Genomic DNA, 26,231 nt, shown 5'->3' on the forward strand with positions numbered 1-26,231 from the left:
AAAGTCGATTTGTTTAAGCATTAGAAATTAAGGAATTGTCCACGACTACTCTCATTGATTAAATATTTGATAATTCGTTTCACTACATAATTGGCAGCTTCCTCGATTGAAAACTTGCTTGTATCGATTTCGATTTCCGGGTTCCCAGGTGTATCATTTGTGCTCGAACTGCCTGCAAGCGGTCCATTTACATAAACTTCAATATATTCTTTGCCAATGATATCTCGCGCGGTTTCTCGGTCGTTTTCGATCGGGGAATCATTCGATACCAATGCAATAAGTCCCGCATCGTTCATCAATTTTGCAACTTCTGCTAATCGCTGCAACGATTCTCCCTGGCCATTCCCCAGTAACATGGTATGGTGGCCTGTCGATACCAACCGTTTTTCGACTTCCTTCGCAAGCGTTGATTTATCCGAAACCGTACCGGTGAACCAGAGGGTTAATGGATTCTGACCTTTTTGCTGGGCACGAACATCTCTGGTGATTTCCGTATCTAGCAGTACAGAATTGTCGGAACCTTGAACGATTTGCTCAATCACTCCGCAAGCAGATGTCATATTCGTGACACGATCGATCAGAATAAATCCGCCAATGCTTTTATTTTGTTCAAAAGAATCAATTACGATATTGTCAGATAAGGAAAACTCACATGTTGCCAATTCATTTTTGACGATATGATCCGTTGGAACCGTTTTTCCAGTATTAATTTCGATTTTATGCGTAATGGCCGTTACGGTACCTGGCAGAACCTTCGTTCCTACTTTGACCAGATAGTTTTTGCCTGGCGTCAGCACAGAATCATCCATCCAAAGAATCGTAGCTGAGAAGCTATTCGCCTCTTGGATTTGACTATCCTTTGTGAATACACAACCCCGCGAAACATCGACTTCCCGATCCAATTGAATGGTTACAGGCTGTCCAGCATAGGCATAATCGCGATCTTGGTCTCCCACGAGGATACGTTTGACTTTCGCCTTCTCATGACTAGGCAACGTTGTCAGCTCATCGCCAACCGCGATACGCCCAGCCTCAATTTGGCCTTGGAAACCACGGAATGTATGATCCGGACGGCATACACGCTGAATCGGCATCATAAATGGCTTCGTACTGTCGCTCTGATGAACGTCCACATTTTCCAAATATGGCAGCAAGGCAAGGCCTTCGTACCAAGGGGTATTTGGCGATTTTTTCGTAATGTTATCCCCTTCTGTGGCAGAAACAGGGATCACCTGAATGCTTTCAAAGTGAAACTCAGCGGTCAATTGCAAGAATTCTTGTTGGATCGCATCAAATATCTTAGGATCAAAACCGACTAAATCCATTTTGTTCACAGCTAAAACAAGATGTTTAATGCCCATAAGTGCGCAAATCCGAGTGTGGCGCTTGGTTTGGGTGATAACCCCTTTCTTTGCGTCCACAAGAATGATAGCCAGATCCGCAAAAGATGCGCCAACGGCCATGTTACGGGTATATTCTTCGTGTCCAGGCGTATCCGCTACGATGAAAGAACGGTCGTCCGTCGTAAAATACCGATAAGCCACATCAATCGTAATACCTTGCTCACGTTCGGCTAGCAGCCCGTCAAGCAGTAAGGAATAGTCAATTTTGCCGCCGCGGCTGCCCAGTCTGCTATCCAGCTCTAACGCTCTTTCCTGGTCGGCGAATAAAAGCTTGGCCTCATAAAGCATATGTCCAATTAAGGTGGATTTTCCGTCGTCTACACTTCCGCAAGTAATAAATTTAAGCAGACTTTTCATTTTAGAAATAACCCTCCCGTTTCCGTCTTTCCATACTTCCCGCCGCTTCTTGGTCAATTACCCGCGTTGTCCGTTCGGATGAGACCGCACCAAGCGTTTCTTCAATAATGGCATCTATCGTATCCGCCTCTGACTCAGCTCCCCCTGTAAGCGGATAGCAGCCTAATGTGCGAAAGCGCATCTTTTTCATTTCAATTTTCTCATGAGGCTCGAGCTTCATGCGATCATCGTCCACCATGATGAGATGTCCGTCGCGTTCAAGTACAGGTCTTTCTTTGGCAAAATAGAGAGGCACAATATCAATGTTTTCTCTGCGAATGTATTGCCAGATGTCTTTTTCCGTCCAGTTGGATATTGGGAAAACACGGATGCTTTCTCCCTTATTGATTCTTGTGTTGAAAAGTTTCCACATTTCCGGCCGTTGGTTTTTCGGATCCCAGGCATGATTCTTATTCCGGAAAGAGAAAATCCGCTCCTTCGCACGCGACTTCTCCTCGTCACGCCTTCCGCCGCCGAACGCAGCCGTAAATCCGTATTTGTCCAATCCTTCTTTCAAAGCTTGGGTTTTCATAATATCCGTATACGCGGAACCATGATCGAACGGGTTGATCCCTTGATCAATCCCTTCCTGATTGGAGTGAACAATCATCTTGATTCCGAATTCTTTTGCCTTACGATCGCGGAATTCAATCATTTCTTTGAACTTCCACGTCGTATCAATATGCATGAAAGAAAATGGCGGCTTCTCCGGATAAAAAGCTTTCAGCGCCAAATGCAGCATCACGGAACTATCCTTTCCGATCGAATACAGCATCACGGGATTTTCACATTCCGCCGCTACTTCTCGGATAATATAAATCGCTTCAGCCTCGAGTTGATCCAGATGCGTCATTTCTTGTATGGAATCAAGCATCAGTTTTTGCATGGAAAGGTGCCTCCTTTTAATTCTTACTAAATCTATCGCATTTCTTTATATCCTATCAGATTTTGGCTTTTATGCAAAGTGGAAGAAAGTAACTTCTCTAATTTTTTATCATTTTCCTCGAATATTGTCGTACTTTTTCCGAGAGCGTCACTTTCTTTAGCACAATAATCACAGTATGCAATTAAAGTTCACTTCGTCAAGCCTGAACAGTGGGTTCTTCACGTTTGAAAAAGGATTGGGTCGATAAGGATTACTTTGAAGAGCTCGTAATGTACCAAAAGCATGGGAGTCGAACCCCTGTTCATTTTTCCATGCGAAAATTAAACATTCTACTCGAAATAAATTAAAGTTTTTTCACAATAAATATTGAGGACGCAACATTTCGCGTCCCCAATCAGTCCACAACCCTATTAATCTTTTACTCAATCCCCTTATAAATCGATAGAATTTACAGATTCAATATGCACCCGTATGGTGTGCACAGCCAATTGGTCCTTACATTAAGAGTGGTCGTGGTATGCATACGATTAGTTGCAATACACTTCATAACCTTCTCACCGTATCTATCGTGACGACTATGCATTGTGTTGCGATTAGTGCATTTTTATTTAAATTTCACAAAAACGTGAGAAAGCGAAGGTAGGCTAATTACACCGTTTAATGATGGTAACTAAACATTTTACGGTTCTCCCTAGTGCGTCTCTTAAAAGAAATAGGTTATAATTTAAAAGCATTATTGTACGAACAACATATTTGCAAAAAAATCGTAGGGTCATTAAAACAGTTACATGGATAAGAGATGAAAGTAGTCGTTTAATCGCCACCCACCCCCTTCTACACAAAAAAGCCTCAGATCATTGTCTCTGAGGCAAATCTTTTTCGTTTGCTATATAATCTCGCCTAACCAAACATCTCCGACACTAACATTATAAATAGTATCCTTACCGATACTTAATTTTACAGTCTCATACTTGTATGCTTTGTTTTTTATAGCTTCAATATCCTTGTCAGTCCTAAACCCCAAACCAATATCCTCTTGTAGGTCAGAAAGCCAATAATCATCTGAATGTATAGCAAGTTCCCATTTAAATTCTTGAAGACCAAGTATTCTCCCATTCAGATGTGAGGGGAATGCTTTTTTATCGTTGCTTTTATCGAATGTATTATCGTAATAATTTAAGCATTCACGAAAAGCGACAACAATTTGTGAATTAATAAAGTTCGGATTATAGAGCCAAATTTTCAGATAGAATGGTTCATTTAATCTTTTCATCTGCTGAGACCAAGATTGGTAAACTTCTATCATTGCCTCAAGTATTAAACGAGAATACCACATCGGAGGATTGCGTCTAGTTAACCTGTAAAATGGGTCAATCCATAGCTTTTCGCTTTTTAACGTGATATAGCAAAACGTACATTGGTAGCAAAAGAAGCATGCATTATGAGGATAAGCATTCTCCATAAGCAGTATCGGACCGGAACAGTTCCGCGACTGCTCCGCCGGTTCCGTACCTATTTTTAATACGGGAAAAGGCTGACAGGTTACGAATTAAAAGCAAAAGCACCGATCTTTTTGGATCGGTGCTCTTGCGCTTGATGGAAGCGAACCCGAGGACGGGAACAAGCCGCGACAGAATAACGGCGGCTTCCACGCGGCTCAGCTCCCCGTTCGGACGGAACGTCCCGTCCGGGTAGCCTTGAATATAACCTGCTCTCATACCCTGCTCCAGCTTGGAATCGAGGATGACCGCTGGGTTCAGAGCAGGCACTACTTTATGAACCGGCCGTAGCGCCGCTTCAGGATCGGCTCCGGAATCAAGCGCGAGATGCCGCCAGTGATGCTACGCGATTCCGCAGATCTTCCTGGACAACAGCAACAAACGCTGGATAACCCGCTGCATCCGGTCCAGGTAGTCCTGGTCGGTCAACGGCCGATCGTTCCGAAGCTCCTCGCACAGCATCTTATAATAAAAGGCGCCAATTTTGATTTAAAAAAGTAAAAATCCGCTCACAAAGCGGATTTTTCAATATGGAGTTAGTTTTAGTATTTTGCTGTCAGTGAAGTCTTTTCCCAATATTTCAGATAATTATAAGGATCCTCTACGATAAATCCATTGGTTATATCATACATTCCGAAGTGCAAATGCGGATCAAAAGTACCTTCGGTACCTTCCTCCCCATAACCTGTATTCCCTACATATCCTATCAGCTGACCTTTCGTAATAGAACTGCCAATTTCTACACCAGTCGCATAAGCCGACATGTGTGCATAATAGAATGCTGTTTTACCATCAGGTGTTTTCACCGTAAGTCGCCAGCCCCCCAGTGTATTCCAACCTTTTTTGATTACCGTACCGTTATAAACACTGTAAATGGGTGTGCCTTTTACAGCCATAATATCATTACCTTCATGGTTACGTTGTTGGGTTCCATCAGCATTAAATGTTCTGCCATCCCCGAATGTATTGATAAATGGGCTATATGTACCAGGTTTCAACGGAAATAGTCCGTCTGATAGGTACGAAGGAGCTTCAACTGAACTTACAGGCATCGAGCTGCTGGTTGAAGTATGATTGTCGGAATTCGTATTTGTCTGTACATTCAGATTGATTGGTAAATTAATTTTCATTCCCACGTACATATTGGCAGCGTTTACATTCGGATTCGCAGCTACTAGGCGACTCCAGTCGATATTTAAACTTTTACTAATCACCCAAAAATTATCTCCAAGCTGTACAGTGTATGTATTGTTCGTTGTGTTCGTCTGGTCGGCTGCTTTTGCTTTTTCCCCAACCGGCATATTGATTTTTAATCCTTCGTAAACATTGTTCGGATTCACTTGATGGTTCGCTGCTAATACGCTGGCAAGACTGATATTAAGTCGTTGTGACACCGACCATAGCGTATCCCCTCTTTGAATAGTATACGTAGAGTAGCTCATAGCCGAAGCCATATTTCCTGTAAGCAATGAAAAGGTCAAAGCAAGACTGAACATTGTTGTTTTTTTCATAGTACCCTCCGTTGCTCTGTTTAAATGATAAAGAACCACTGTAATGATAGATTTTAATTACTTATTTTGATAATACTAGCACCATAGAGGTTTTTCACTATGAAAAAATTGGAAGTGATCGGCTCAATATTAATAAACTAGGGAAACAATCCATAAGCGCCACAAACTCCGCCGCGGCGTTGTTCTTTTTCAAAGTCAGGACATTACCTGGCCGCTGGGGCGGGGTTGCACTCAACCCCTTTTGGGTAGCGCATTAAGGTGCTTAAATGAATAAAACCTCCCATCTCGAGAGGTTAATCGCATTAATTAGTAGATTGATTTTACTCATTATAGCGAATGACTTAAGTTTGTACGCAATAAAAAAGGAGTGGATTTCCCACAACTGCTTATAATACCATTCGTGCATCTCTTCATCAGTCCTAAAATTCGGCACGCTAGCCTCGATGTACCGCCGCCATTGAGAGTCAAACTCTTCAAATAATTGACTACCTTCAGGCATACTCAATACAGGAACCATCTTCTGTCGGCTTGCCTAAATCATCAAAGCCTCTTTTTTTAAGTTTCCTTGACAAAGGGTCCAGATCCATCTGCTGTAGGATTGAAATCACTCTTTTTTCCCAAAGAAATCGCTAATAACTCGATATCTTCCCTGGTCAGAGGGGTAATAAGCGCTAATTCTTTCTCAAGCGCCTTTCCAATCTGCTCTCTCGCTTCTTGTAATCGTCCCAGCTGCTCCAACGTTAACGCATAGTAATAATAGGACTCGGCATGCTTGGGCGTCTTTGCTATCACCTTGGCATACATCTCATCCGCCTCATTCAGCTGACCGAGCAAATAGTAGTTTTGTGCCAGGTTGTCCATAATCGTCAGATCGTTGTCATTAAAAGCATAAGCTTCGCGATTATACACAAGTGCTGCTTCCAGCTCGCCGTGTAAAATTTGAAAATAACCAAAGTTCCCATATACCAGCGTATTCTTATACTCCTCTGACATTTCTTGAAGATAGCTATAAGCCTCATCTCGTCTGCCCTGCAACCAATACACTGTCGCCAAATTAAGCTTTGCCTGCATGTGCATATCTCTAGCTTTCGCTTTATGAAGGACCTCGTCGAATACCTTCTCAGCCTTGCTAAGTTCCCCTGCTTTCATCAACACATAGCCATAGCCAAGCTGATGTTGAGGGAGCGCCGACTTCAAGCGATACGCTTTTTCCAGCAAAATCAATGCTCGGTCGCGATCACCCTTCATATAAGCCAGATTCCCCCTCTGCGCATATAGGACAGAACGGGAAGTGTAGCCAAAGTATCCTAGCACCAACACAATCATAACTACCCCTAACGCCCAGTTAAAATTAAACCCGATCATAATGACCGCAATCGTAACAACTATTTTAAGCAACTTTTTGATAATAGGCGACATGAATACAGCTCTCCTTTTGACTCTGATAAATCAAAATCATTGTATCAAAGAATCCTCAAAATGAGAATGCAAAGCCCGTGTTCACACACCAAATAAAACCCTATCCTTCCGCTTTCTGAATTCCGGCATACCCCACCATTGTGTTTTCAACTTCAATGAGATATACATCATTAGGCCGTTCCGAGCTTTCCTTCTTACTCAATACCCCTGCATGGTAGCCGGATTGCAATTCACTTAATATCGTTTGGAACTCTTGATCGAATGGTTTTTTCGAAATCGTGGGCATTACTATAGCTAATCATGTATAGCACATATATACTGTCAGTTGGAACAGTTCTCAATGCTCTGTAAAGAAACGGCCTCAGAAACATACGCTTGGTAGACCGACAGTGTTAACGACATAAAAAAGCGGCTAATCCCATAGAGGATTGACCGCCTTTTTCATCTACCTTAACCGCCTTGTAAAATAGATACCAGTATTGATCTTAGCTGGGCTGGTTTCCAATACGCCCCTGCCTCTTAGCTCTAGTGAGCAACTGTTACACCTACACCAAATCGCAAGCCTCAGCAGTCATCCAGTGCGCATCTTTGCCGTCCCACTTGACGTTACAACCTATCGGATTCGTAAGTGGCACCGTAATCTCTTTACCAGCCATAAGTTCGGCTAATGCATTTTCCAGATCGTTCACTGTAACTCTATTGGCATCCCTAGGGCTGTCCACCCCGCGTCCTGTATAAACCAGCTTCTGATTTTCATCGAATATATAGAAATGAGGCGTCCGTAAAGCGCCATAAGCCAGCGCGGTTTCTTGGGATTCATCTCTGAGGTATACCCGTGGAAATTGATGCTCTTCCATATACGTTACCATGTGGTCAAAGGAATCCTCCGGCTTCGTGTTCACACTATTAGCGTTAATGCCAACGAATCGCACACCTTGCTCTTTGAACCGATTGGCCGTTTCCCGAGTGATTTCATTTGAACCAATGACATAAGGGCAATGATTACATGTGAAACTTTAAATATAGTACCATAAGTCACTTTACCGCACCTATGTACTTTTGCAAACTATCCTCAACACATTCGGCAATTAATTGTACGAATGGTTTTAAATTTTTCCCCATGCTTGCTAATTCTAAAGTTTCATAATATTTCAAACGAGCATCATTTGCAGCTTTAACAATAGCCGGTGGAAATCCGTATTTCATTAAAATTAAATTCATTAAAAGTCGCGCAGTACGCCCATTACCATCAGAAAATGGATGGATGTATACAAAACGGAAATGGAATTCCGCTGCTAATTCAACTGGATGCAATTTATCTTTGTGTTCATCATACCATTGAATCAACTGTTCCATTTTTTCCGCGAGAACTGAAAAGTTTGGAGGGGTATGCCCAGAGCCTGATATCAAAACGTTGATCATCCGATATCGCCCTGCATTCTCATCGTCAATGTTTTTAAGTACTAGATGATGAATTGATTTTATGACATACTCAGTCAATTCCATGTTTCTATTTACTACATCTTGTACGTAATAAATCGCTTCTGAATGGTTAACGACTTCAAAATGCTCACGCAGCTTTTTTCCACCTATTGTTAAACCTTCTTCTAAAACCAATTTGGTTTCTAAAAGTGTTAATGTGTTACCTTCAATCGCATTAGAGTTGTACGTCCATTCGACCCGATAAACTTGTTCCAAATTTCTTACAGCAGCCGCTGGCAAAGGACGTAATTCATCTAATTCACTTTTTAAAAGATCTATTTTACCAAAGGTCATATTGCCCCTCCCTACTTTTATTACCATTATATCACAGTTAAAAAGCATCCAATCCATCTTATACACTCAACCCAAGTTTTTTACCCATTAAAAATGTTCAAAATTGCACTACCATACTTCCCAACCTTTACCTTCCCAAAACCCTTTACCTCTAATAATTCATTTTCAGTTCTTGGATATTTAGCAATCATATCATCCATCTCAGCATTGTTAAAAATATAATACGCCTTGATTTGCTCCTCTCTTGATGTTTGTAGCCTGAATGTTGTCAGTTCTTCACGAAGCGTATCTTCATTTCTTCTTTGTACGTTATTAGTTGAGAGTTGATATTTTGCTTCGAAATCCATATCTATTGGAGTATTAAGCTTGATTAGCAAGCTAGCAATATCATACATATCCTTCTCTGCCAGATCATATTGATTTGCCTTATCATTGTACTTTTGACAAAGATCGAGGTACTGCGAGTGTTCTGATTCTAATTTAAAGTCAATCTCAAACTTAGAGATAATAGTAATCAAAGACTCAATGTTTTTTTCTTTTCAGGCGTGAGTTCTCTATTCATCCGACTGTATCATTTCCTTCCTTGCACTAGTTAATTTATTGTTCCACGAACTCTAGTAACTAATTCTTATTGACTATAGGCCATGTGATATAAATGAAATCATCTTATTTATAAAGTTACTCCAAATCGATCCCCAAAACACTACTACCCAAATCCAAATGCTCCCGATCCAGCGTCACGCGGACCTTACCCACACGCCGCTTCTCCCGCCATTCCTGCAGTTCTTCCTCCGTCTCCAAACGCAGTTCAGAGACCTCCTTCGCCCTGTTAAGCATATAATCCGTCGTATACAGAATCCGATAAATCCCATGCCCCGCAGCAACTATAGCCTTCTCCCTTTTGACCCACTCCCCCACCCCAAACACAACATAAAGCTCATCCGTCGCACCTCGACTAGAGGGGATAGCCGTTATCGCAGACCGTGGAACAACCTTCCACTCTCTCACTCTTCCATACCACGAAATGCCCGCATCATCCGCACCGAACAAACGAATCGACTGATACAACGCGACGAATTCCAATCTCGTCAACACCTTATGGTCGGTTATACTCCGCAAAGGCGTATGGTAAAATCCATGCTCCAAAGCATCATCCAACTGTGACTTCTTACTCAAAGCCCCAACCAACACATTTTTCCCAGATAGCTTGTTCCCGTAATACTCCTTCGTCCCTCGCGGCCTCGTCGTCCGCTCATAGGCTCTCTCCGGACTATCCATGATAATCTCGTCCAGGAACTTCTCCATCAAGCTCGTCGAATTCGGCAAAAATGGAAAAGCTCCAATATTAATGAGCTCCACACTTTTATAGAACTTATGCAGCTGGAACCGCTCCTCATCATGATAGGGAAACAACACATAAGCCCCAAACATGCTCCGCTCGTACTCTTTCCCCTGCCCCTCCGAATACACAATCGCATCCCGATAGCGGTGCATCGTATTAATATCATCCTCTTCCGGCCCCGGCATCCGGTACCTCTCGAAGTAAGGCGTACCCTCATAAGCAGGATTAATGCGATATTTGGCATCGAAAATGTATTTATACTCCGCCGCGGCGTCGTTCTTTTTCAAAGTTAGGACATTATCTGGTCGCTGGGACAGAGTCGGACTCCGATCCCCTTTGGGCAGCGCATTATAAAACAGCGTAAAAATCTCCCCGTTCAACGGGTTTTTATACACCATCTTCGCCTGCTGGGACTTATCCAATGTGACGAACAGCCCACTCCGATTGATTTTGATAATGTCTTGTTTGAGCAGCTCATACTTTTTGCTTAAAAGATGGTGAATCTTCAAGAAACACCAATATTCATAGAGCTGAGCCAAATCTTTCATCGATAATCGGAAAAGATCATTCTGAATCGACAAACCTTTTAACAGCATTAAATAATAACGGTATACCTCACGGTACCCTGATGCCATTTGCAAAACCAAAGAAATAGACAGCTGCCTCATCTCGCCAACATCCAAAAAATCATGCTGTAACAGCCGCTGAACCTGACTCTGCATAAGATTAAGCTTCTTCGTAAGATTAGGATCTTCCACACGACTTTTTTGAGCTAAACGCGTTTTAACATCCTTAAGCTTCTGCCCAATGCGTAAAAGCACCCATTTCACGAAGCGATTCTCAGCCGTATCATAATGAACATGGCGTCTAGTCTCAAGCAAGTGAGTCGGTGTAAACCGCTGGCCCTCTACCTGAATGACCCCGTTCACCGGATCCTTAGCTAATAGATGTGGGCGCTTGTTTAGGAAGGCAATGTTCTCTTTTCCGGCTCTTTTCACACGTGCAGCGTCTACCAGCCGATTCTCGCTTTGAAGCTTAGAATGTGGCGATAGTTTGATTCTCTCAACAGCCTGCACAAGCTGCGTAAATACATGCTGCAAAATCGTAAAATACTCCGTCAAACTCTGATGATTCGTTTCTTTTAACCCCGTCAGGTTATACGTTTTCCGCAGAAAATCGAAGGAAAGATTATAAATCTGTTCATTAACATCGTTAAGGATCATCTGGTAGTCATTTTTATAATCGATTTTCGATGGAAAAATCTCTAACTGGAGACGAAAAATAGCCTCACCATTCAATCGAAGCTCAAGTTCAGAGAGTCCCACTTCATTTTGAAAATTAAGAATCCCTGATAAAATCATCTTCCCCAGCGGCTTAATCGCCTGTCTCACATGGATATTGTCGTGGTAAAAGGTTAATGCAATATCCGCCTTCTTTTCAATGACCAGTTCATAGGCCTGCGTTTCATAAAAAGTCGGCGTACACACTTCGCCCGAACTCCAAGTTGTCATCGCCCTGTTTTCAAGAGAGAAAACAGAAATAGAATCTATGACCAACGAATCCACCAGCGGCGCAGCGTGAAAATGGGCATCCACCCACTCCTCATCCACATTACGATGGAGATTCAAAGTTTCAACCGTGGGATGGAACGGCTTGCCCTGAATATAGAGATTGAACAGATTCGTCTCGATTCGCAGCAATTCCGTGCTTTGATTAAGAGAGCCAGTATGAGGTAAAGCCATCTTCTTCTAACCTCCGCAGCATGAAGGCGATTTTCCTTGCACTTTGTGGATATTTGGACGCTGCTAACGTCTCCGGAGAGAGATAAAGCTTAGAGGCATCCTCCATATACTCCGTAATAGGTAAGCTACGATCCTGCGCCACCTGCATCAATTGAAGCAAAGCTTTTTTCACAGACGAATTACTCCCCTGAATCCGAGGCAAAATCTTCTGCAACAACTGCATATCGAATGCCGCTTCCTTACTGAGCAAAGCAAACCGATCATTATAAATCATGTAAAAACAGACCGCATCCCGGATCCGAAACCCTACGTGCGAATGAATCTGCTCCAAAATCCCATTGATTTCCACCAATAACTCAGTCGTCTCTTCCGTTAACTGCTTATAGTCACGATAAACATCAACCAATTGCAAATATTCGCTTCGCAATAATGAATTAGGAGGAACAGCAGCGCCTTCACTAGCCGGCATTCCTTCACCCGTTGGATATTGTCCAAGATCAATGTAATTAAACTCGATCGTGTTGGCGCGGTCTAATACCTTTTTGCTAAAAGGATGCGTCGTCTCATCCATATTCACCGTTCCAACAATGTAAACATTATCTGGCAGATGGAGGTTGCCGTACACTTGCTTATCTGACTCATTTTGCAGGGAGTCTCTATGTATGAGCGGCGTTGTTACAATCCGATGGTTATCCCACTCTTGCGTCTCAAGCACACTCAGTAAATCACTGAAATAATGCTCAACCCTAGCCAAATTCATCTCATCCAAGCATATAAAATAGGGCTTATGCTGATTACTCGGCTTTGAAGCCTCAACCAACACCTCCGTTAACTTCCCAGGTCGAAAAACACCTGACAAATCCTTGTAACCCAACAGATCAGAAGGATCGCTCCAGTCCGGGCGGACTGGAATTAATGAGAATTGGCCATTACTCGCGGTTGCTCCTACTGCCTCAGCGAATAGCTTCATGAGCTTTGTTTTGCCAGTGCCGGAGACACCTGCCAGAATGACGAAAGGCTTTGCTTTTAGGGATAAGAAGAAGTTCTCGATCCAGTGATCGGGGTACATAAACCCTTTGCTGGCGATGAAGTTCTTGATCGTGGCTATTCGCTCGATTACTGTTAGTGCATCCACAAGAGGTGTCTCCTCCCACTCTATATACGTGTACTGCTGACCTGATTTGATAACAAATTTCAATATCTCTAGCCAGTTGAGCATAAAAATAGACCGTTGTTTTTGGGTAACTTCTCCCCAAGTCTGTAGCATGCCAAGAGCATTGATAAACATAGGAGCGAATTGATCTAAGGTGAAAGATCCTAGCTCCTTACAGATTTCAATGGCTTTATTGATGCTTCTAACAAGTGGGGTTTGCCCTTCAGCGTTATTTAGCTGGTCGCGAATTAGCCTGACTTGCGTATCACTTAAAGTCCATTTATTTTCGTTAAAATGGTTCGCGTATTCCTGACCTAGATCAGTTAATGAGAACTGGTTCTCATTTATAGACAATAAGCCTAAATCTTGCAAGGCTCGTCCCAGATGCCTGACTCTCTCTTTTGGATGCTTCACATCGTCTCCAGAAAGAAGAACAGTGCCTTGATTTGAGATCAATTGATCTAAAGAGATAGCATTGGGTCTATGATCATATAGGTATTTTAAAATGCCTTGCCCGGCATATAAATGACTGATCGTATAATTGAAGCTGATCATTTGCTCGGGTTCATCATTTTGATTGAGTACTTTGTTTACATATTCGTTATAGTTAGTAACCGCATTGTTTAAGTCCGCAATTAGCTGTTCGTCATATGGAAGATGCTCCGAATCGTAACGGTAATAGGCAACCGTAGATACTTGATAATCTTGGCCTAGACCGCCAGATGTTAAGTAGATGGCAGCGTCTTTGACCATTCCTTCAAGTGGGAGCAGATGACGTATACCTTGAACTTTTTGTTTGAAATATTGGTAGGCTGCTTGTTTACCTTTGGTTTCAATTGGTATAGTTACACCTTGCATGAATGTAAGGTAAACCGATTTCATATCTTCTGAGAAAAGGTAGACCAGGTACTCGCCTTGGCGTGTTGTCTCTGTGATACGTTTATCCATAATGGCGATCCATGGAATCGTTGCCCAATTTCCTTGTCCCACTGACCCAGTGATCTTTAACTCGGAATGGATAAATGGCAACTTTCTCAGCCTGGCTGGTATCTGTTGTCGTATGAGATTGCCCAGTCTGTGTCCTGCAAACGTTTCTTTTTTTGCAGTTATGTAGGTTGATAAAATATCAGATAGCGCATCTTTTATAGAGAAGCTTACTGAGTTCAGCTCATTATAGTAGTTTTCTAATTCGGTTTGAGCTAAAGTATAAAGTTCTCTTAGAACATCATCTGACCAGGAATCGTATAGTTGTTTCTTAAAACCGATGGATTCATTATTTTGTTCCAAAATAGAGGATAGTGCTGAAATTGGTGTGGTAATGACAGACTGCACATTAATGACTGTCATACTTCCCCAGCTGGTTCCCGCTTTTTCCGGTGGCTGATCGACTATTAGGCCATTTGATTCTCTTTCTTGTAGTAGCGAAAGAAAGCGTTGTTTTAAATTTAGTAGAGAGACTACTTTCAGTCCGGTTGCTTGCATCTCAGTTAATAGTGCTAGAATAAGCACCATTTTGTAGGATTTCTGTTTATTAGAAAATATACTTGAAAGTTCTGTAGGCAGAGTCAATTCGATCACCTGTTTTGTGAAATAGAGTTTTGAAGAATTTATCATAAAACTTCGATGTTAGTATTATTCATTCGACAAACAGTAAATGAATGCCTGCAATTACTTGTTTTAGACAGTAAGCTCAAATAAAAGAGACTACCCGTTTTACACTGGTACTCTCTTTTTTATACGCTAGTTAGGTCACCTCAAATGAGTTACACATTCCACACACGTCTCGAATTTAAACCACTTCCACTAAAACATGCTTATTTATTTTACTTTATGCTAAGTCCAATACGGCTCTAATGATGGATGTTCTTGAATATAGATGCCAATAAATTATCTTCCATCACTTCCTCTTTATTTCATCTAAAGTCTTACCGTTTCTGTCCTTCCAATCAATCCAACCATTGGATCTTCTTGCTAGAATAACACCCGCTGCTGCACTCGGAGAGGCAAAGATATGATCTTGAGTAAAGACCAAAACTAATTCATTCCTTCTAAGAATTCCCGACTCAATAAGTTTTTGTCTCATACCAACAATCCAAGGACCTGCGGTCGGAGTTTCGGTTAGATTAGCCTTAGAACCTTTAAATACCACTAAACCCTCATCTGTATATTGGCCCTCAGAATACGCATCTTTACCCTTACATATTAATGCCTCAGACTTGTCAATCGAGTTTGCTAGCCCTTCAAATATAGGAAACCCTAAAGTTGCAATAAGTATTTTTGCTGTTTCATAACTATCCATTAAATCAGCTTCCATTGCTTCGGTAATGAATGATTTGGTTGGAATGGTGCTATTGTCAATTATGTACCTGTTGTTTTCGATTGCCTTCGTATAACAATGCCACTCTAAAAATTTAACGTGCGACTTAGTAAAACTGTTGGTTTTCGAAATCAACACTATTGCTGCATTCCAGAAGTCCTTGTTTTGATTGTGTTGTTTCAGTCTGTGATAACAATCTTCCGCCTCACCAACATATACAACGGGTTTTAGTCTATCGTCCGAGTCCCCGAAAAGGAAATAAACGCCGACGTTCTTTATTTCATTACGCGACTCTGTTTCTTTAAGTTTGTTTCTAGGTATGTAGATAGCCTGAATAGTTCTACTTGTTATCTCTGCAATCTTTATACTTCTTGGCGAACCATCAGGGAGGAAAATTTGAATAGTCTTTGGATGGTTGTCCATATATATATCACCTTTCTGACTTTTTGTTATACTTTTAAGAAAGATTGTGGAAAATTGTGGTCTTTCCTAATCATATAACATGAAAAACCCTACTACAACAAAGTAAGTAGGGCAATACTTTCCACATGCACCGTATGCGGAAACATATCCACCGGCTGCGCCTCGACGACGCCGTACCCGCCATCGACGAGCACGCGCAAGTCGCGCGCGAGTGTCGACGCGCTGCACGACACGTACACGATGCGCCGCGGCTGCAGCTCGAGGATCGTCGCGAGCAGCGCCGGATCGCAGCCCTTGCGGGGCGGGTCCACCACGATCACGTCGGGCCGAACGCCCTGACGTGTCCACTCGGGGAGGACCACTTCCGCTGGGCCTGCCTCGAAGTGCACGTTCGTCATGCCGTTTAACTCGGCATTCTTCCGTGCATCCGAGATCGCCTCCTCGACGATCTCGACCCCGTACACCTGTCCCGCCTTCTGGGCGAGGAACAGGGAGATCGTGCCGATGCCGCAGTAGGCATCGACCACCGTCTCGCCGCCTGTTAGCGCGGCGTACTCTAGTGCCTTCCCGTACAGCACTTCCGTTTGGACGGGGTTCACTTGATAGAAAGATCGCGCGGAAATGGCAAATTTCACATCGCCGATATAGTCATAGATAACCTCGCTGCCCCACAGGACGCGAGTCTCATCCCCAAAAATAACATTGGTCTGTTTCACATTAATGTTATGGCAAATGCTTTTCACGCCGGGCAATGCGGCACGAATGCCAGCAACCCACTCCGCTACGCGAGGAATCTCGGCGCCATTAGTCACTAGCACGACCATGATCTCGCCCGTGCGGAAGCCGACTTTGACGACGACGTGGCGAAGCAGTCCGTCATTACGCTCTTCATTATAAGCGCGAATTCCAAGTCGCGCGCCGATCTCTTTCACACGAGCAACGACTTCATCGTTCGACTCATGTTGGATCAAACACTCATCCATATTGATGATGCGATGGCTTCCATGAGCATAAAATCCGCCAATGAGGCCGCCCTGCTCTTCCCCAAAAGGAACCTGCGCCTTGTTCCGATACCGCCACGGATCGGTCATCCCCAACGTAGGATGGACAACAATCCCTTCATCTGAAGCACCAGCATCAAGATGACCTATTGTTGGCTCCCCCGCAACCTGCAGCTTCCCAATACGTTGCAAATTATCCACCACCTGCTGGCGCTTCACGCGAAGCTGCCGCCTCATAGCTCAAATGCTGCAGCTGACAGCCGCCGCATTCCTCATATATCCCACAATCCGGCTTAACCCGATCCGGACTAACTTCCAGCACTTCCACAAGCGCAGCATATCCATACTGCTTCTTCAAATGCTCCACCCGCACAAGCGCACGCTCACCAGGCAGCGCACCAGCGACAAAAAGGGTAAAACCGTTCACACGGCCTACCCCTTCGCCATCATGGCTGATCCCAATGATCTCAGCCTCATATTGCTGCCCGATCTGCACCGGCAGATCCGCCATCCAAGCCGGAGCCGCCTTCTGGGCGGAATTCCCTATCTTTCCAGAACTCCTTGTCTTCCCAGTCCTTCCGGAATTCCCGGACTTCGCCGTCTTCCCAAAATTCCCATTTCCTCTATGTTTACCTGACACTGAGCCAGAACTACCTTTTGCTTTCATATGACCCTCACTTTACTCAATCCCTATTACTTAATCTACCTAGGCCAGGCGCAGCACGCAGGGGGTACGTTTTACCCCACCCTACTCAAGCTTCTCCTGCTCCTCATCCCCATGACCCTGCCCATTCCCTTTCAAATGAAACGGCGTGGTCAACGTCTCTAAAAACGTCTTCTTATAAATCGACTGCCCCGACTGATCCACAACAATCTGCAAATGACTCTTCAAATTCGTCATCACACAAGGCAGCGTCCCCCCGAATTCCCCATCCAGATTCAACTGGACGTAGTCCGGCGAATTAATCTCAATGTGATTCGTTTGGAAATAAATCAGATTCGGATCGCTCAAATGCTCGCCGCGCAGTGCGAGCGTAACCACTCTTATGAACTCTGCAAGATTACACTTGCGCAAGATCAATACATCAAAAAGTCCATCATTCATACTCGCTTCCGGAGCCAGCTTCTCGAAGCCGCCAACAGAGTTAGAGTTGCCAACGAGGAACATCATGACTTCCTCATGAAATTCCTTGTCGCCTGCCTTGACATACAGATCTATGGGCTTCAGCCTAGGCAGCTTCTCGAGTCCCTTCATATAATAGGCCAACTGGCCGATCATGGTCTTGAGCTTGCTTGGGACTTCGTACGTCAGCTCGGTCAGCGAGCCGCCGCCGGCGATATTAATGAAGTAGCGGTTATTGATTTTGCCTACATCGATGTCGGTTGTGTACTGCTGCACGATCAGGTCGCAGGCGTACTCCAAATTCTTAGGAATGCCGAGCGCCCGGGCAAAATCGTTGGTCGTTCCCAGCGGCAAAATGCCAAGTGGGGGCCTGCCCTCTCTCTCGGCCATGCCGTTGACGACTTCACACAGGGTGCCGTCTCCGCCTGCAGCGATGATCAGATCGAAGCCTCGACTAACGGCATGTGCCGCTGCGAGTGTTGCGTCGCCTTCACCGATGGTAGCGTGAGTGGATGTTTCGAAACCACCGCGCTCCAGGCGCTGAAGGATCTCTGGCAAACGCTTTTTCATTTCTTCCCGGCCAGAAGTCGGATTATAGATCAGTCTTGCTCTTTTGACCACCATCGTCTCAATCACCTGTTTCGCCTTCTGCGATTTCTGAAGCAATCTGCTTCTCTATCCATTTGGAAATTAGCGGACTAGGCAGCAGCGCCCGTCCATTGTACCGATATTCGAACCCTTCCATGCGGGAAGGGATGACTTGCGTCGTGAAATAGCCTTCACTTAGAAAAAGCGGTGCAACGACGACTGCATGGTCAGGCTTCTTCTGAGCCCACCCTGTCATCTTCTGTTTCACTTGATCTGGCAAAAGCATAGCGATATCCGCCTCGTCGTAGCCGCCTAACGCCTTCAACCGCTCTGCGAGCAGCTCTAAGCCTTGGCGCCACTTGAGATGGAAGCCTTTCTCTTTACTTCCGTGACCGATAAGCAGGACGATTTCCTGACTTGGCGATTCGGAAAGCTCTTTGATTTTCGCATAAATAATCTCAGCAATAACGGGGTCGTCATCAATTGGCGATGTGAAATGAATGCGCGCCTTGATATCAAAAGGTTCCATATCTGTCTCGAGCAGTGGCTCCTCAATCACACCTAAGGCATAGCTGATTTCATCAATATGTGTACTCCCAGAGGACACGAACAGGGGAACGACGATAATATCCGTCACGCCTTGCGCCTCTAAACTGTAAATACCATCTTGAATTAATCGGCCTTCCACCAATTCTAAATAAGAAGCGTAGATCGGAACATTCATCGGCATCTTGACGGCAGACACGGCCTCATCGACCAGCTGAACCCAGCCCTCATCCCGAGATCCATGGCTTATGACTAGCACACCATACTCACTCATTTTGTTCTCCCCACCCGTTCTAAACATGCCTATAAATCCTATGCTAACGAATGTGTTCACACATGTCAATTGACCTGCAAATAAACAGGAAAAATCCCGCATTACGCAAGGTAACGCAGGATCTTGAATTCTTTTTTCGAACAAACATGAATTAACGACCTAAACGATCCAGCGTCAGCACATAGCCGTCGTTTCCGTAGTTGAGGCATCTTTTGACACGAGAAATGGTTGCTGTTGATGCGCCCGTCTCGGCTTCGATCTGGTTATACGTACAGCCCTTGCGCAGCATGCGAGCAACCTCAAGGCGTTGGGAAAGCGATTGAATCTCGTTCACGGTGCACAAGTCATCAAAAAAGACATAGCACTCTTCAATATCTTTGAGCGTCAGCACGGCTTCAAAAAGCTGGTCTATTGCTTTATCATTTAATTTTTTTAATTGCATAGGTTGTCAACTCCCGGTAGAAAAGCATTTAAGCTTATAAGATCTGTTTAAGCTCCTGTGTATCATTCGACACGTCATGTATAAATCCTTCCTTTAGGATAGCGAAACGTTAAAATTTCTATGCGTTAATGAGGTGAATTGTGACATTTAACTAGACCCGTGACATTCGTCCATACCAACGGTAGGCAAGTGACATATCCTGTAGGAGACAAATCTGATAAAAAGGATCGTGAATCCTAGTGAACAACCAAAGACAAATCATTGGTAATGGCGGTAATCGTCCTGAGGTTTATACAAGAAGCTTAACTTTACCTACCCAACTCGGGGATGGCGGCTTCGGGCAATATCCGGGCTTAGGCGGTGGCGGAAATCCTTTTGCACAAGGCGGAGGAGGATTTCCTACTCCTTTCGAAGGAGGCGGTAATCTCTTCGGTAGCCCTAGCGGTGGTAATGCTGGCGGCGGATTTTTTGGAGGCGGCAGCGCGAACCCCAGCGGTGCTGGCGGTGGTGGCGGAGGGAATTTCCTCAGCAACCTCTTAGGTGGTGGCGGTGGTGGAGCTGTAGGCGGTGCCTCGTCTAACCCGCTTAGCGGCTTGAATTTGAAGCAAATCTCCGGCTTCGTTGAACGTATGGGTGGTATTGACGGCATTCTCGGCACAATGGGCAAGGTTCAGAAGTTCATGAGCACCTTTCAACAAATGGCACCTATGGTGAAAACCATTTTGAGTTCGATTGGCAAAGGAAAAGTGAATTCATCGGATGACTTGGAAGAAATATTAAAACCAAAACGCAAACGCCGGAAGAAATCAAGCTCAGGCCCTAGAAGAAAAGGAGCTTCCAAAACCTCCTTAACCAAACGCAAACGCCGATAAGATTATCCTACACAGATCACTCTCAGGTCAACCTCTAGTCATACGCAGGTCAAAATAATTCCAAAAAAGCGCACGAGAAAGCCGCCTCGTCTTGGTTCTAAACCCAAGAAGGGCGGCTTCTCTGCGCCTATCTATGGCTATTCTATTTTCACCGCTGTACCCTCCGGTACAATCTGAACCCAGGTGTTGCCCGGCAGCAGCGGCACTTCCTTGCCACCCTCCTCATAGGCGCGAAGCATGCCACCTTTACGTTCCCAAGTGATTTGCTGAGATTTGCCCTCTTGCAGAATGAGACCTTTACCAGGTCCAAAAACATCCACCGTCCGGCGCCCCTCTTTGTCCACAATCTTATGCTTGCTCTCGAGTACGAGCAGATTTTTGGTTTGCAGCTGTTTGCCGGTTTCCTTGTCGAGATGCGGCTTGCCCTCCATACTGCGCTTGTATACACTTTCAGCGGCATTGTATTCATAGGAAGCGAAATACCCTTGGATATAAGGAATTTGGATATAGTTCACGGCTGCGCCGGTAAGCTTACTTTGACCATCCTTGGCAAAAGCGAGCAGCGGTCCGTTCCATTCGGAGCGGAATTTACGCGCCTCGGCGCCCTGCTTCATTTTATCCACAGAGGTATACAGATTGTGCGGTGCCTTACGATCCGTCGCGCGCCAGTAATAGGCGCCATCGCCGTACACCTCATCGAGATGGGCCAGCTTGCGGCCTGCCATCATATCCATCGCCTCCTGACTCCAGCCGGCATGGACGATAACCGCATCGAGCGCGTCGCCGATCTCCACGAAATAAGGGCGTATGCTGCGCACGGGACCAATGGTCTTCGCTGCTTGACTCTGGAACACGGAGACGAATCTCGTAATCTCGCCCTCTGCGAGAATCTCATAGACGATGTCCGCCTGATCTAGGCCGGTTTGGGGCCTGGATTGCGGGGCATTTTCGACCATGACCATGAAGGGCCGGCTCTTGACTTCTTTATCGGTAGGCAAACCCGTTAGCGGGAATTTGTAGGGCAGCTCCGTCTCCGCAGCTGTGGCAGCAGGTTTAGTAGCGGGCGATGCGGCGGCGGACGTGGCTTCAGCGGTATTCGGGCTGGTCGATGGTAAGGAGGCAGGCGTATCGCTGCAACCGACAATGGCTATGACAGAGCATCCAAGGACGAGCCAGGAGCTAAGGTTTTTTTTACGGAATAAAGGCAATGATTTCAACAGGGCTGCACCTCTTCTCTTAATCGTTCTAGTAAATATATATGCTAGTGATGCGATAGGTAGAAGACTTTTTGCGCGTAGTGGGTCAAAAGGTAGTTGGACCCGCGACTGTGATTAGGTATAGTAGGGAGAGAGATGCGTGATGAGTATGTTTAAAACAAGTTCATGCATTTTGTGCATCAAATTCTGCTCAAATAGGCGTTTCAGTAGATTTGCTTGCAAAAACTACAGCTAATTTGTCCAAAACAAGTTAAATTGACTAAAATGGGCCATTTTTGCTGCACTTTTTTGCAGCTTCTACCGTTATAGACGGCTGACCACCGGAATTGTATGCACTTTTTGCATCAACTACTCAACTATTCCCTACTCGCCATTAAGGAGGCAATTTCATGACCAAGCTCACCGATGACCAAGCCATCGTATTGTTCGACGGGGTCTGCAACCTGTGCAGCGGTGCTGTTCAGTTCATCCTACGGAACGATAAGAAGGGAATTTTCCGCTTTGCTTCCTTACAATCGGATAGCGGTCAAAAGCTGCTCGAGCAGCACAACCTGCCTACGGATATCATCAGCACGATCGTCCTGATCGAGGGCGGCCGCTTCTATACCCGTTCGACCGCTGCACTGCGCATTGCCCGGCGGCTGCGTGGTGCTTGGCCTCTGGCGTATGCGGCCATCATCATTCCCGCTCCGTTGAGGAATCTGGTCTATGCCTTCGTAGCGCGCAACCGCTATCGCTGGTTCGGCAAAGCCGAGCACTGCATGCTGCCGAAGCCTGAGTACAAGGCACGATTCCTAGAGTAGTGATCAGCATGATTTTCGCGCAGTTTTCGTTCGATCTCCTTACGGTTCGCTCTTAGTGTTCCACTGTTCCCCACTCATTCCTGCTCGGCTCTTGCTTAGTTTTCCGCTGCCGCTCAGATCTGCACGTTCTTATACGCTTCACGCACGTTCCAGCTCTGTTCCAGCACGATTTACGCTGCCCTATTTTGTCTCTAAGACTTCCTCATCCCGCCAAACATCCAACAGCACAAGCTCAGCGTGCCCATCTGAAAGCTATGATGCAGCAGCTTCGCCCTGCGAGTAGTGTCAGCCGCACCTAGTGCAAGCAGCAAAGGCGCAAAATGCTCCGGCGTCGGAACCGCCTCACGCGCGTTAGGCGCTCTTTCATCGTATCGAACTAGCGCGTCTAAATTCCACGTCTCCAGCTGCTCCGCCAACCACTCATCGAATTCCACCGCCCACACCTGCGGTACAGGATTATTCCGATCCAGCCTGCGCAAGTTGTGAACCGTCCCTCCGCTGCCGAGGATAAGAACATCCTCTTCTCGCAATGGGCCTAATGCCGCACCGATGCGATAATGCTCTTCCGCCGTCAAACGTGGATTCACCGAGAGCGCCACCACCGGTATCTGCGCATCTGGATACATAATATGCAGCGGTGCCCACGCCCCGTGATCCAAGCCTCGCTCATCATCGAGCTCACAACGAATGCCCTCTTCCTGAAACAATCGCTGTATATGTAAGCTTAGCGTCAAATCCCCTTTAGCTGGGTACTTAATATCATAAAGCTTTTCCGAAAAGCCCGAGAAATCATAGATCGTTTCCAGATGAATCGCCGAGCTAATCTTCTGCACGGGACTTTCCCAATGTGCACTGAACAGCACGATGGCTTTGGGCGCAGGAATGCTCTTGGCCAGCTTCTGCAAAAACTCGGTGTAAGCATGCTGCTCGATCGCCAAACTCGGTACTCCATGGGCAATGAAAAAAGATGGCAGCATGGCAGATCCCCCTTCTTCCTAAATGGTAACTTTTTACCAATATACTATACATTATACGCCTTTGGGCACAAATAAACCCTGGCCGATGGCCAGGTTCTTGTCTAAAGCCTATGTTGGAGCATGGGGACGAACTTCTCTTTGCTATCACTCGCTCTTTTAGATAATCTTCTCGGCTGTAAAGATGAAATATATGGTTACAGATACGATTCCACATCCCCTCGCATCTGTAACGATGAAAAATATCTTTACAGCTTCGCTCAGCGTATAAAAACTACTTTTTACTCGTCTGTAAGAATGTAAAACATCGTTAGAGACACGATTTCACTTCCCCTCGCGACTGTAACGATGAAAAACATCTTTACAGCTTGTGCGCTGGCTATAAAATAAAAGGGCGGCCGGCTTCAATATTAATACTTGTGCCTCATCGCCTTTTCAAAAACTGCTCAATCCCGTCTGCGATACCTTGGGCCAGCTTCTTCTGATATTCCGCTTCGGACATCAGCTCATCTTCTTCCGGATTGGTCATGAAGCCAAGCTCGACCAGCACGACTGGCACTTTGGACCAATTGAAGCCTGATAAGTCGCTGCGTGCTGATATTCCTCTTCCAGCCATTTCGGTCGCGGCCTTCAGATGCTCTAGAATAAAGCCAGCTGCTTCATGGCTTTCTGCTGCGATGGGCTTTACCGCTGCTAAGGAAGCCGACGGATACAACACCGAAAACCCTTTGGTCTTCGGTGAACTATCGCCATCCGCATGAATGCGTACAGCCAGCGCTGCTCCTGCTTCGTTCGCCATTTCAGCGCGCTGCTTGTTGCTGATATCGACCTCATGCGATTCGCGGGTCATCGCAACCTCTATGCCGCGACGGACCAGCTCGTCCTTGATCAGCAGAGATACCTCCAGATTGAGCACATGTTCCGGTTTTTTCGTACGTACACCGACCGTACCAGAGCTGACCTTTGGCTTGGTTTCTCGCGTATCTGGACCTACAGACTCAAGAGCATTATTCCCATAACGCTGATGTCCGGGGTCCAGCATGACGAGTCTTCCTTGTTGAGGCTTGGCTGCCGTTTTGGAAGCCTCGATCTCTGCTGTAGGCTTTGTTTTAGGCGCTAGTGCAGCCTCTGTTCTATCCTCTGCCGCTATCGGCTGCATGGTCGAGCTACTCGTGACCGCAGACGTTTCCTTCTTTACTGTTGGCGATTCCTGAGGTATAGCCAGTCTATCCAATACCTGCGACGTACAACCAGCCGCGATGAGTACAAAGACCATCCATACGGCAACACTCATGAAAGCCATCCACGGCTTCCGATTTTTTGCTACTTTCAATGCTCTCCGCCTTTCATGGTGCTGCTTCACAGGGTTTCTTCGCCTTTCAGGTTGCTGCTTTCACAAGGTTCTCCGTCTTCATTCTACTGGTTCTTTGCCCTGCGCGAATCACCCGATGCATGAAACAAACATCTCCTGCCAAAACTATCCTTTATATAAATAAAATAGAAGGAGGTACTCACATGAATACCCTCTGGAGCTACATTTCTAACCACTGGTTACCGATTGCTTTGATCGTAGGTGTCCTTCTTGCCTTATGGTACGTTTATAAAAATAAGGACAAGTATATCAGGGGCAACGATGACAAATAACTTCGAACTGTCAAAACTTATTATACCTTAAATACTTTGACGACCTCTTGCAGCTCGTCAGCCATTTTCGACAATGATTGAGATGCTGCGCTAACTTCCTCCATGGAAGCAAGCTGCTGCTCAGCAGCTGCGGCTATGCTGTGAGTGCTCTCTAGCGATTTACTGGAAATGGCACAAATTTGCTCGACAACCTCAACCATATGTTTCGAGTCGGATTGAACGAAGACAGCCGATTGAGACACTTCTTTCACATGTCCAAAGTCAACTGGTTAGGTGCAAACTCAACCGTCCTGGCAACCACTTTCCCACTTTACGATGCACAACAAGCTTTCCATTAATGCTGCTGGTCACACTTTCTAGCTGCTGCTGCATTTTGAGCCCAATCTCGTTATTAATCAATCCTTTACTATTCACGTATGCGAACGCAACGATGCCAAACAGAGTAGCAACAATTAGAGGAACAAGCAGCAGCATAAATTTACTTTGAATACTTTTTAGCTTCAATATCTTCAACGCCCCCACTTATCTCTATGATTACAGATTATGAATAGAAATTTCGCGTAATATCGACAAAAACCTCTTAATATCGACATTATTCATGTGAATTTTTTATTAAGGTCATTCACTAGTAATCGACCTCGTTAGAAGTGGTTTATCACAAGATAAACCTAGTCTGTGACTATTACGAATCAAAATAAGCTTACTCAGATGAAGCTATTACGACCTGCTTCTGGTACAACTCGCATTCGCTCTTACCAGCTGTCTTGCACAAACCAGGGCCTTCTACGAATAGCGGTTTAGCTAGAAATAAATAAGCAAGCTTACCTTGCTTATTTGTTCTAATATCGGAGCATCTCGTCAGATAAGACCACAGCGCATG

24 protein-coding genes and 2 pseudogenes are annotated in these 26,231 nt (G+C 45.1%); 4 read left to right on the forward strand and 22 right to left on the reverse strand.

Annotated features, from left to right (window positions below):
* Positions 1-20: 20 nt before the first annotated feature.
* From QFZ80_RS30190 to QFZ80_RS30205, 4 genes are all read right to left on the reverse strand, one after another.
* On the reverse strand, positions 21-1,760 hold the full coding sequence (locus QFZ80_RS30190; RefSeq protein WP_307562382.1) for a GTP-binding protein: 1,740 nt from the start codon (positions 1,758-1,760) through the stop codon (positions 21-23).
* 1 nt (position 1,761) lies between these two features.
* Positions 1,762-2,685: a sulfate adenylyltransferase subunit CysD gene (gene cysD, locus QFZ80_RS30195; RefSeq protein WP_307562384.1), complete on the reverse strand. Its 924-nt coding sequence runs from the start codon at positions 2,683-2,685 to the stop codon at positions 1,762-1,764.
* An 886-nt stretch (positions 2,686-3,571) separates the two neighbouring features.
* Positions 3,572-4,021, reverse strand: a complete 450-nt coding sequence (locus QFZ80_RS30200) for a hypothetical protein (RefSeq protein ID WP_307562386.1) — start codon at positions 4,019-4,021, stop codon at positions 3,572-3,574.
* Positions 4,022-4,124: 103 nt separating this feature from the next.
* Entirely contained in the window at positions 4,125-4,403 is a 279-nt protein-coding gene (locus QFZ80_RS30205) for an S-layer homology domain-containing protein (RefSeq protein ID WP_307562388.1), read from the reverse strand.
* Between the two features lie 117 nt (positions 4,404-4,520).
* Here QFZ80_RS30205 and QFZ80_RS30210 point away from each other — a divergent pair, with 117 nt between their 5' ends.
* Positions 4,521-4,685 (forward strand): hypothetical protein, encoded by a 165-nt coding sequence (locus QFZ80_RS30210; protein WP_307562390.1) that lies wholly within the window; start codon positions 4,521-4,523, stop codon positions 4,683-4,685.
* A gap of 41 nt (positions 4,686-4,726) precedes the next feature.
* Here the strand turns inward: QFZ80_RS30210 and QFZ80_RS30215 are convergent, their stop codons facing one another.
* The 13 genes and pseudogenes from QFZ80_RS30215 to QFZ80_RS30275 all read right to left on the reverse strand — a co-directional run bounded on the left by QFZ80_RS30215 (position 4,727) and on the right by QFZ80_RS30275 (position 19,841).
* Positions 4,727-5,695: a peptidoglycan DD-metalloendopeptidase family protein gene (locus tag QFZ80_RS30215; RefSeq protein ID WP_307562392.1), complete on the reverse strand. Its 969-nt coding sequence runs from the start codon at positions 5,693-5,695 to the stop codon at positions 4,727-4,729.
* A gap of 555 nt (positions 5,696-6,250) precedes the next feature.
* Positions 6,251-7,114, reverse strand: a complete 864-nt coding sequence (locus QFZ80_RS30220; RefSeq protein WP_307562394.1) for a tetratricopeptide repeat protein — start codon at positions 7,112-7,114, stop codon at positions 6,251-6,253.
* A gap of 100 nt (positions 7,115-7,214) precedes the next feature.
* Complete coding sequence (locus QFZ80_RS30225; RefSeq protein ID WP_307562396.1) at positions 7,215-7,400, reverse strand: hypothetical protein; 186 nt, start codon at positions 7,398-7,400, stop codon at positions 7,215-7,217.
* Between the two features lie 259 nt (positions 7,401-7,659).
* Positions 7,660-8,127: pseudogene (locus QFZ80_RS30230) on the reverse strand (thioredoxin family protein); the annotation flags it as partial.
* 22 nt (positions 8,128-8,149) lie between these two features.
* Positions 8,150-8,890: a Fic family protein gene (locus QFZ80_RS30235; RefSeq protein WP_307562398.1), complete on the reverse strand. Its 741-nt coding sequence runs from the start codon at positions 8,888-8,890 to the stop codon at positions 8,150-8,152.
* 80 nt (positions 8,891-8,970) lie between these two features.
* Positions 8,971-9,408: an HRDC domain-containing protein gene (locus QFZ80_RS30240; RefSeq protein WP_307552051.1), complete on the reverse strand. Its 438-nt coding sequence runs from the start codon at positions 9,406-9,408 to the stop codon at positions 8,971-8,973.
* Positions 9,409-9,568: 160 nt separating this feature from the next.
* The gene (locus tag QFZ80_RS30245; protein ID WP_307562400.1) at positions 9,569-11,974 is read right to left on the reverse strand and encodes a restriction endonuclease-like protein; all 2,406 of its coding nucleotides are present in this window, start codon (positions 11,972-11,974) and stop codon (positions 9,569-9,571) included.
* Positions 11,946-14,474 (reverse strand): MrcB family domain-containing protein, encoded by a 2,529-nt coding sequence (locus QFZ80_RS30250; protein WP_307562402.1) that lies wholly within the window; start codon positions 14,472-14,474, stop codon positions 11,946-11,948. Before QFZ80_RS30250 ends, QFZ80_RS30245 begins: the two co-directional genes overlap by 29 nt.
* Positions 14,475-15,024: 550 nt before the next feature.
* On the reverse strand, positions 15,025-15,867 hold the full coding sequence (locus tag QFZ80_RS30255; RefSeq protein ID WP_307562404.1) for a GIY-YIG nuclease family protein: 843 nt from the start codon (positions 15,865-15,867) through the stop codon (positions 15,025-15,027).
* 92 nt (positions 15,868-15,959) lie between these two features.
* Positions 15,960-17,379, reverse strand: a pseudogene (gene rlmD, locus QFZ80_RS30260) (23S rRNA (uracil(1939)-C(5))-methyltransferase RlmD).
* A 237-nt stretch (positions 17,380-17,616) separates the two neighbouring features.
* Positions 17,617-18,612: a diacylglycerol kinase gene (locus QFZ80_RS30265; RefSeq protein ID WP_373460444.1), complete on the reverse strand. Its 996-nt coding sequence runs from the start codon at positions 18,610-18,612 to the stop codon at positions 17,617-17,619.
* A gap of 7 nt (positions 18,613-18,619) precedes the next feature.
* Positions 18,620-19,399, reverse strand: coding sequence for a sirohydrochlorin chelatase (locus QFZ80_RS30270; RefSeq protein WP_307564271.1), 780 nt, complete (start codon positions 19,397-19,399; stop codon positions 18,620-18,622).
* A 151-nt stretch (positions 19,400-19,550) separates the two neighbouring features.
* Positions 19,551-19,841: a YerC/YecD family TrpR-related protein gene (locus tag QFZ80_RS30275; protein ID WP_029198698.1), complete on the reverse strand. Its 291-nt coding sequence runs from the start codon at positions 19,839-19,841 to the stop codon at positions 19,551-19,553.
* A 239-nt stretch (positions 19,842-20,080) separates the two neighbouring features.
* Here QFZ80_RS30275 and QFZ80_RS30280 point away from each other — a divergent pair, with 239 nt between their 5' ends.
* Entirely contained in the window at positions 20,081-20,713 is a 633-nt protein-coding gene (locus QFZ80_RS30280) for an aminotransferase (RefSeq protein ID WP_307562407.1), read from the forward strand.
* A gap of 137 nt (positions 20,714-20,850) precedes the next feature.
* On the opposite strand, the gene QFZ80_RS30285 is transcribed toward QFZ80_RS30280, so the two are convergent.
* Positions 20,851-21,930: a DUF3048 domain-containing protein gene (locus QFZ80_RS30285; RefSeq protein WP_307562409.1), complete on the reverse strand. Its 1,080-nt coding sequence runs from the start codon at positions 21,928-21,930 to the stop codon at positions 20,851-20,853.
* 389 nt (positions 21,931-22,319) lie between these two features.
* Here QFZ80_RS30285 and QFZ80_RS30290 point away from each other — a divergent pair, with 389 nt between their 5' ends.
* Positions 22,320-22,733 carry a thiol-disulfide oxidoreductase DCC family protein gene (locus QFZ80_RS30290; protein WP_307552018.1) on the forward strand — a complete coding sequence of 138 codons (414 nt, stop codon included), beginning with the start codon at positions 22,320-22,322 and terminating at the stop codon, positions 22,731-22,733.
* A 191-nt stretch (positions 22,734-22,924) separates the two neighbouring features.
* On the opposite strand, the gene QFZ80_RS30295 is transcribed toward QFZ80_RS30290, so the two are convergent.
* Positions 22,925-23,710, reverse strand: a complete 786-nt coding sequence (locus QFZ80_RS30295; RefSeq protein WP_307562411.1) for a DODA-type extradiol aromatic ring-opening family dioxygenase — start codon at positions 23,708-23,710, stop codon at positions 22,925-22,927.
* A 421-nt stretch (positions 23,711-24,131) separates the two neighbouring features.
* Positions 24,132-25,040: an N-acetylmuramoyl-L-alanine amidase family protein gene (locus tag QFZ80_RS30300; protein ID WP_307562412.1), complete on the reverse strand. Its 909-nt coding sequence runs from the start codon at positions 25,038-25,040 to the stop codon at positions 24,132-24,134.
* Between the two features lie 182 nt (positions 25,041-25,222).
* Here QFZ80_RS30300 and QFZ80_RS30305 point away from each other — a divergent pair, with 182 nt between their 5' ends.
* On the forward strand, positions 25,223-25,351 hold the full coding sequence (locus tag QFZ80_RS30305) for a hypothetical protein (protein ID WP_307552012.1): 129 nt from the start codon (positions 25,223-25,225) through the stop codon (positions 25,349-25,351).
* 20 nt (positions 25,352-25,371) lie between these two features.
* Here the strand turns inward: QFZ80_RS30305 and QFZ80_RS30310 are convergent, their stop codons facing one another.
* Positions 25,372-25,602: a hypothetical protein gene (locus QFZ80_RS30310; protein ID WP_307552009.1), complete on the reverse strand. Its 231-nt coding sequence runs from the start codon at positions 25,600-25,602 to the stop codon at positions 25,372-25,374.
* A 10-nt stretch (positions 25,603-25,612) separates the two neighbouring features.
* Positions 25,613-25,855 (reverse strand): hypothetical protein, encoded by a 243-nt coding sequence (locus QFZ80_RS30315; protein ID WP_307562414.1) that lies wholly within the window; start codon positions 25,853-25,855, stop codon positions 25,613-25,615.
* Positions 25,856-26,231: the final 376 nt, after the last annotated feature.

The sequence above is a fragment of the Paenibacillus sp. V4I7 genome (assembly GCF_030817275.1).
Taxonomy (GTDB): domain Bacteria; phylum Bacillota; class Bacilli; order Paenibacillales; family NBRC-103111; genus Paenibacillus_E.

Bases quoted from the DNA above. Each gene is read 5' to 3' on its own strand.
- QFZ80_RS30190 (WP_307562382.1), bottom strand. From the start codon at position 1,760: ATGAAAAGTCTGCTTAAATTTATTACTTGCGGAAGTGTAGACGACGGA.
- cysD (WP_307562384.1), bottom strand. From the start codon at position 2,685: ATGCAAAAACTGATGCTTGATTCCATACAAGAAATGACGCATCTGGAT.
- QFZ80_RS30200 (WP_307562386.1), bottom strand. From the start codon at position 4,021: ATGTGGTATTCTCGTTTAATACTTGAGGCAATGATAGAAGTTTACCAA.
- QFZ80_RS30205 (WP_307562388.1), bottom strand. From the start codon at position 4,403: ATGAGAGCAGGTTATATTCAAGGCTACCCGGACGGGACGTTCCGTCCG.
- QFZ80_RS30215 (WP_307562392.1), bottom strand. From the start codon at position 5,695: ATGAAAAAAACAACAATGTTCAGTCTTGCTTTGACCTTTTCATTGCTT.
- QFZ80_RS30220 (WP_307562394.1), bottom strand. From the start codon at position 7,114: ATGTCGCCTATTATCAAAAAGTTGCTTAAAATAGTTGTTACGATTGCG.
- QFZ80_RS30225 (WP_307562396.1), bottom strand. From the start codon at position 7,400: ATGCCCACGATTTCGAAAAAACCATTCGATCAAGAGTTCCAAACGATA.
- QFZ80_RS30235 (WP_307562398.1), bottom strand. From the start codon at position 8,890: ATGACCTTTGGTAAAATAGATCTTTTAAAAAGTGAATTAGATGAATTA.
- QFZ80_RS30245 (WP_307562400.1), bottom strand. From the start codon at position 11,974: ATGGCTTTACCTCATACTGGCTCTCTTAATCAAAGCACGGAATTGCTG.
- QFZ80_RS30250 (WP_307562402.1), bottom strand. From the start codon at position 14,474: ATGACAGTCATTAATGTGCAGTCTGTCATTACCACACCAATTTCAGCA.
- QFZ80_RS30255 (WP_307562404.1), bottom strand. From the start codon at position 15,867: ATGGACAACCATCCAAAGACTATTCAAATTTTCCTCCCTGATGGTTCG.
- QFZ80_RS30270 (WP_307564271.1), bottom strand. From the start codon at position 19,399: ATGAGTGAGTATGGTGTGCTAGTCATAAGCCATGGATCTCGGGATGAG.
- QFZ80_RS30275 (WP_029198698.1), bottom strand. From the start codon at position 19,841: ATGCAATTAAAAAAATTAAATGATAAAGCAATAGACCAGCTTTTTGAA.
- QFZ80_RS30290 (WP_307552018.1), top strand. From the start codon at position 22,320: ATGACCAAGCTCACCGATGACCAAGCCATCGTATTGTTCGACGGGGTC.
- QFZ80_RS30295 (WP_307562411.1), bottom strand. From the start codon at position 23,710: ATGCTGCCATCTTTTTTCATTGCCCATGGAGTACCGAGTTTGGCGATC.
- QFZ80_RS30305 (WP_307552012.1), top strand. From the start codon at position 25,223: ATGAATACCCTCTGGAGCTACATTTCTAACCACTGGTTACCGATTGCT.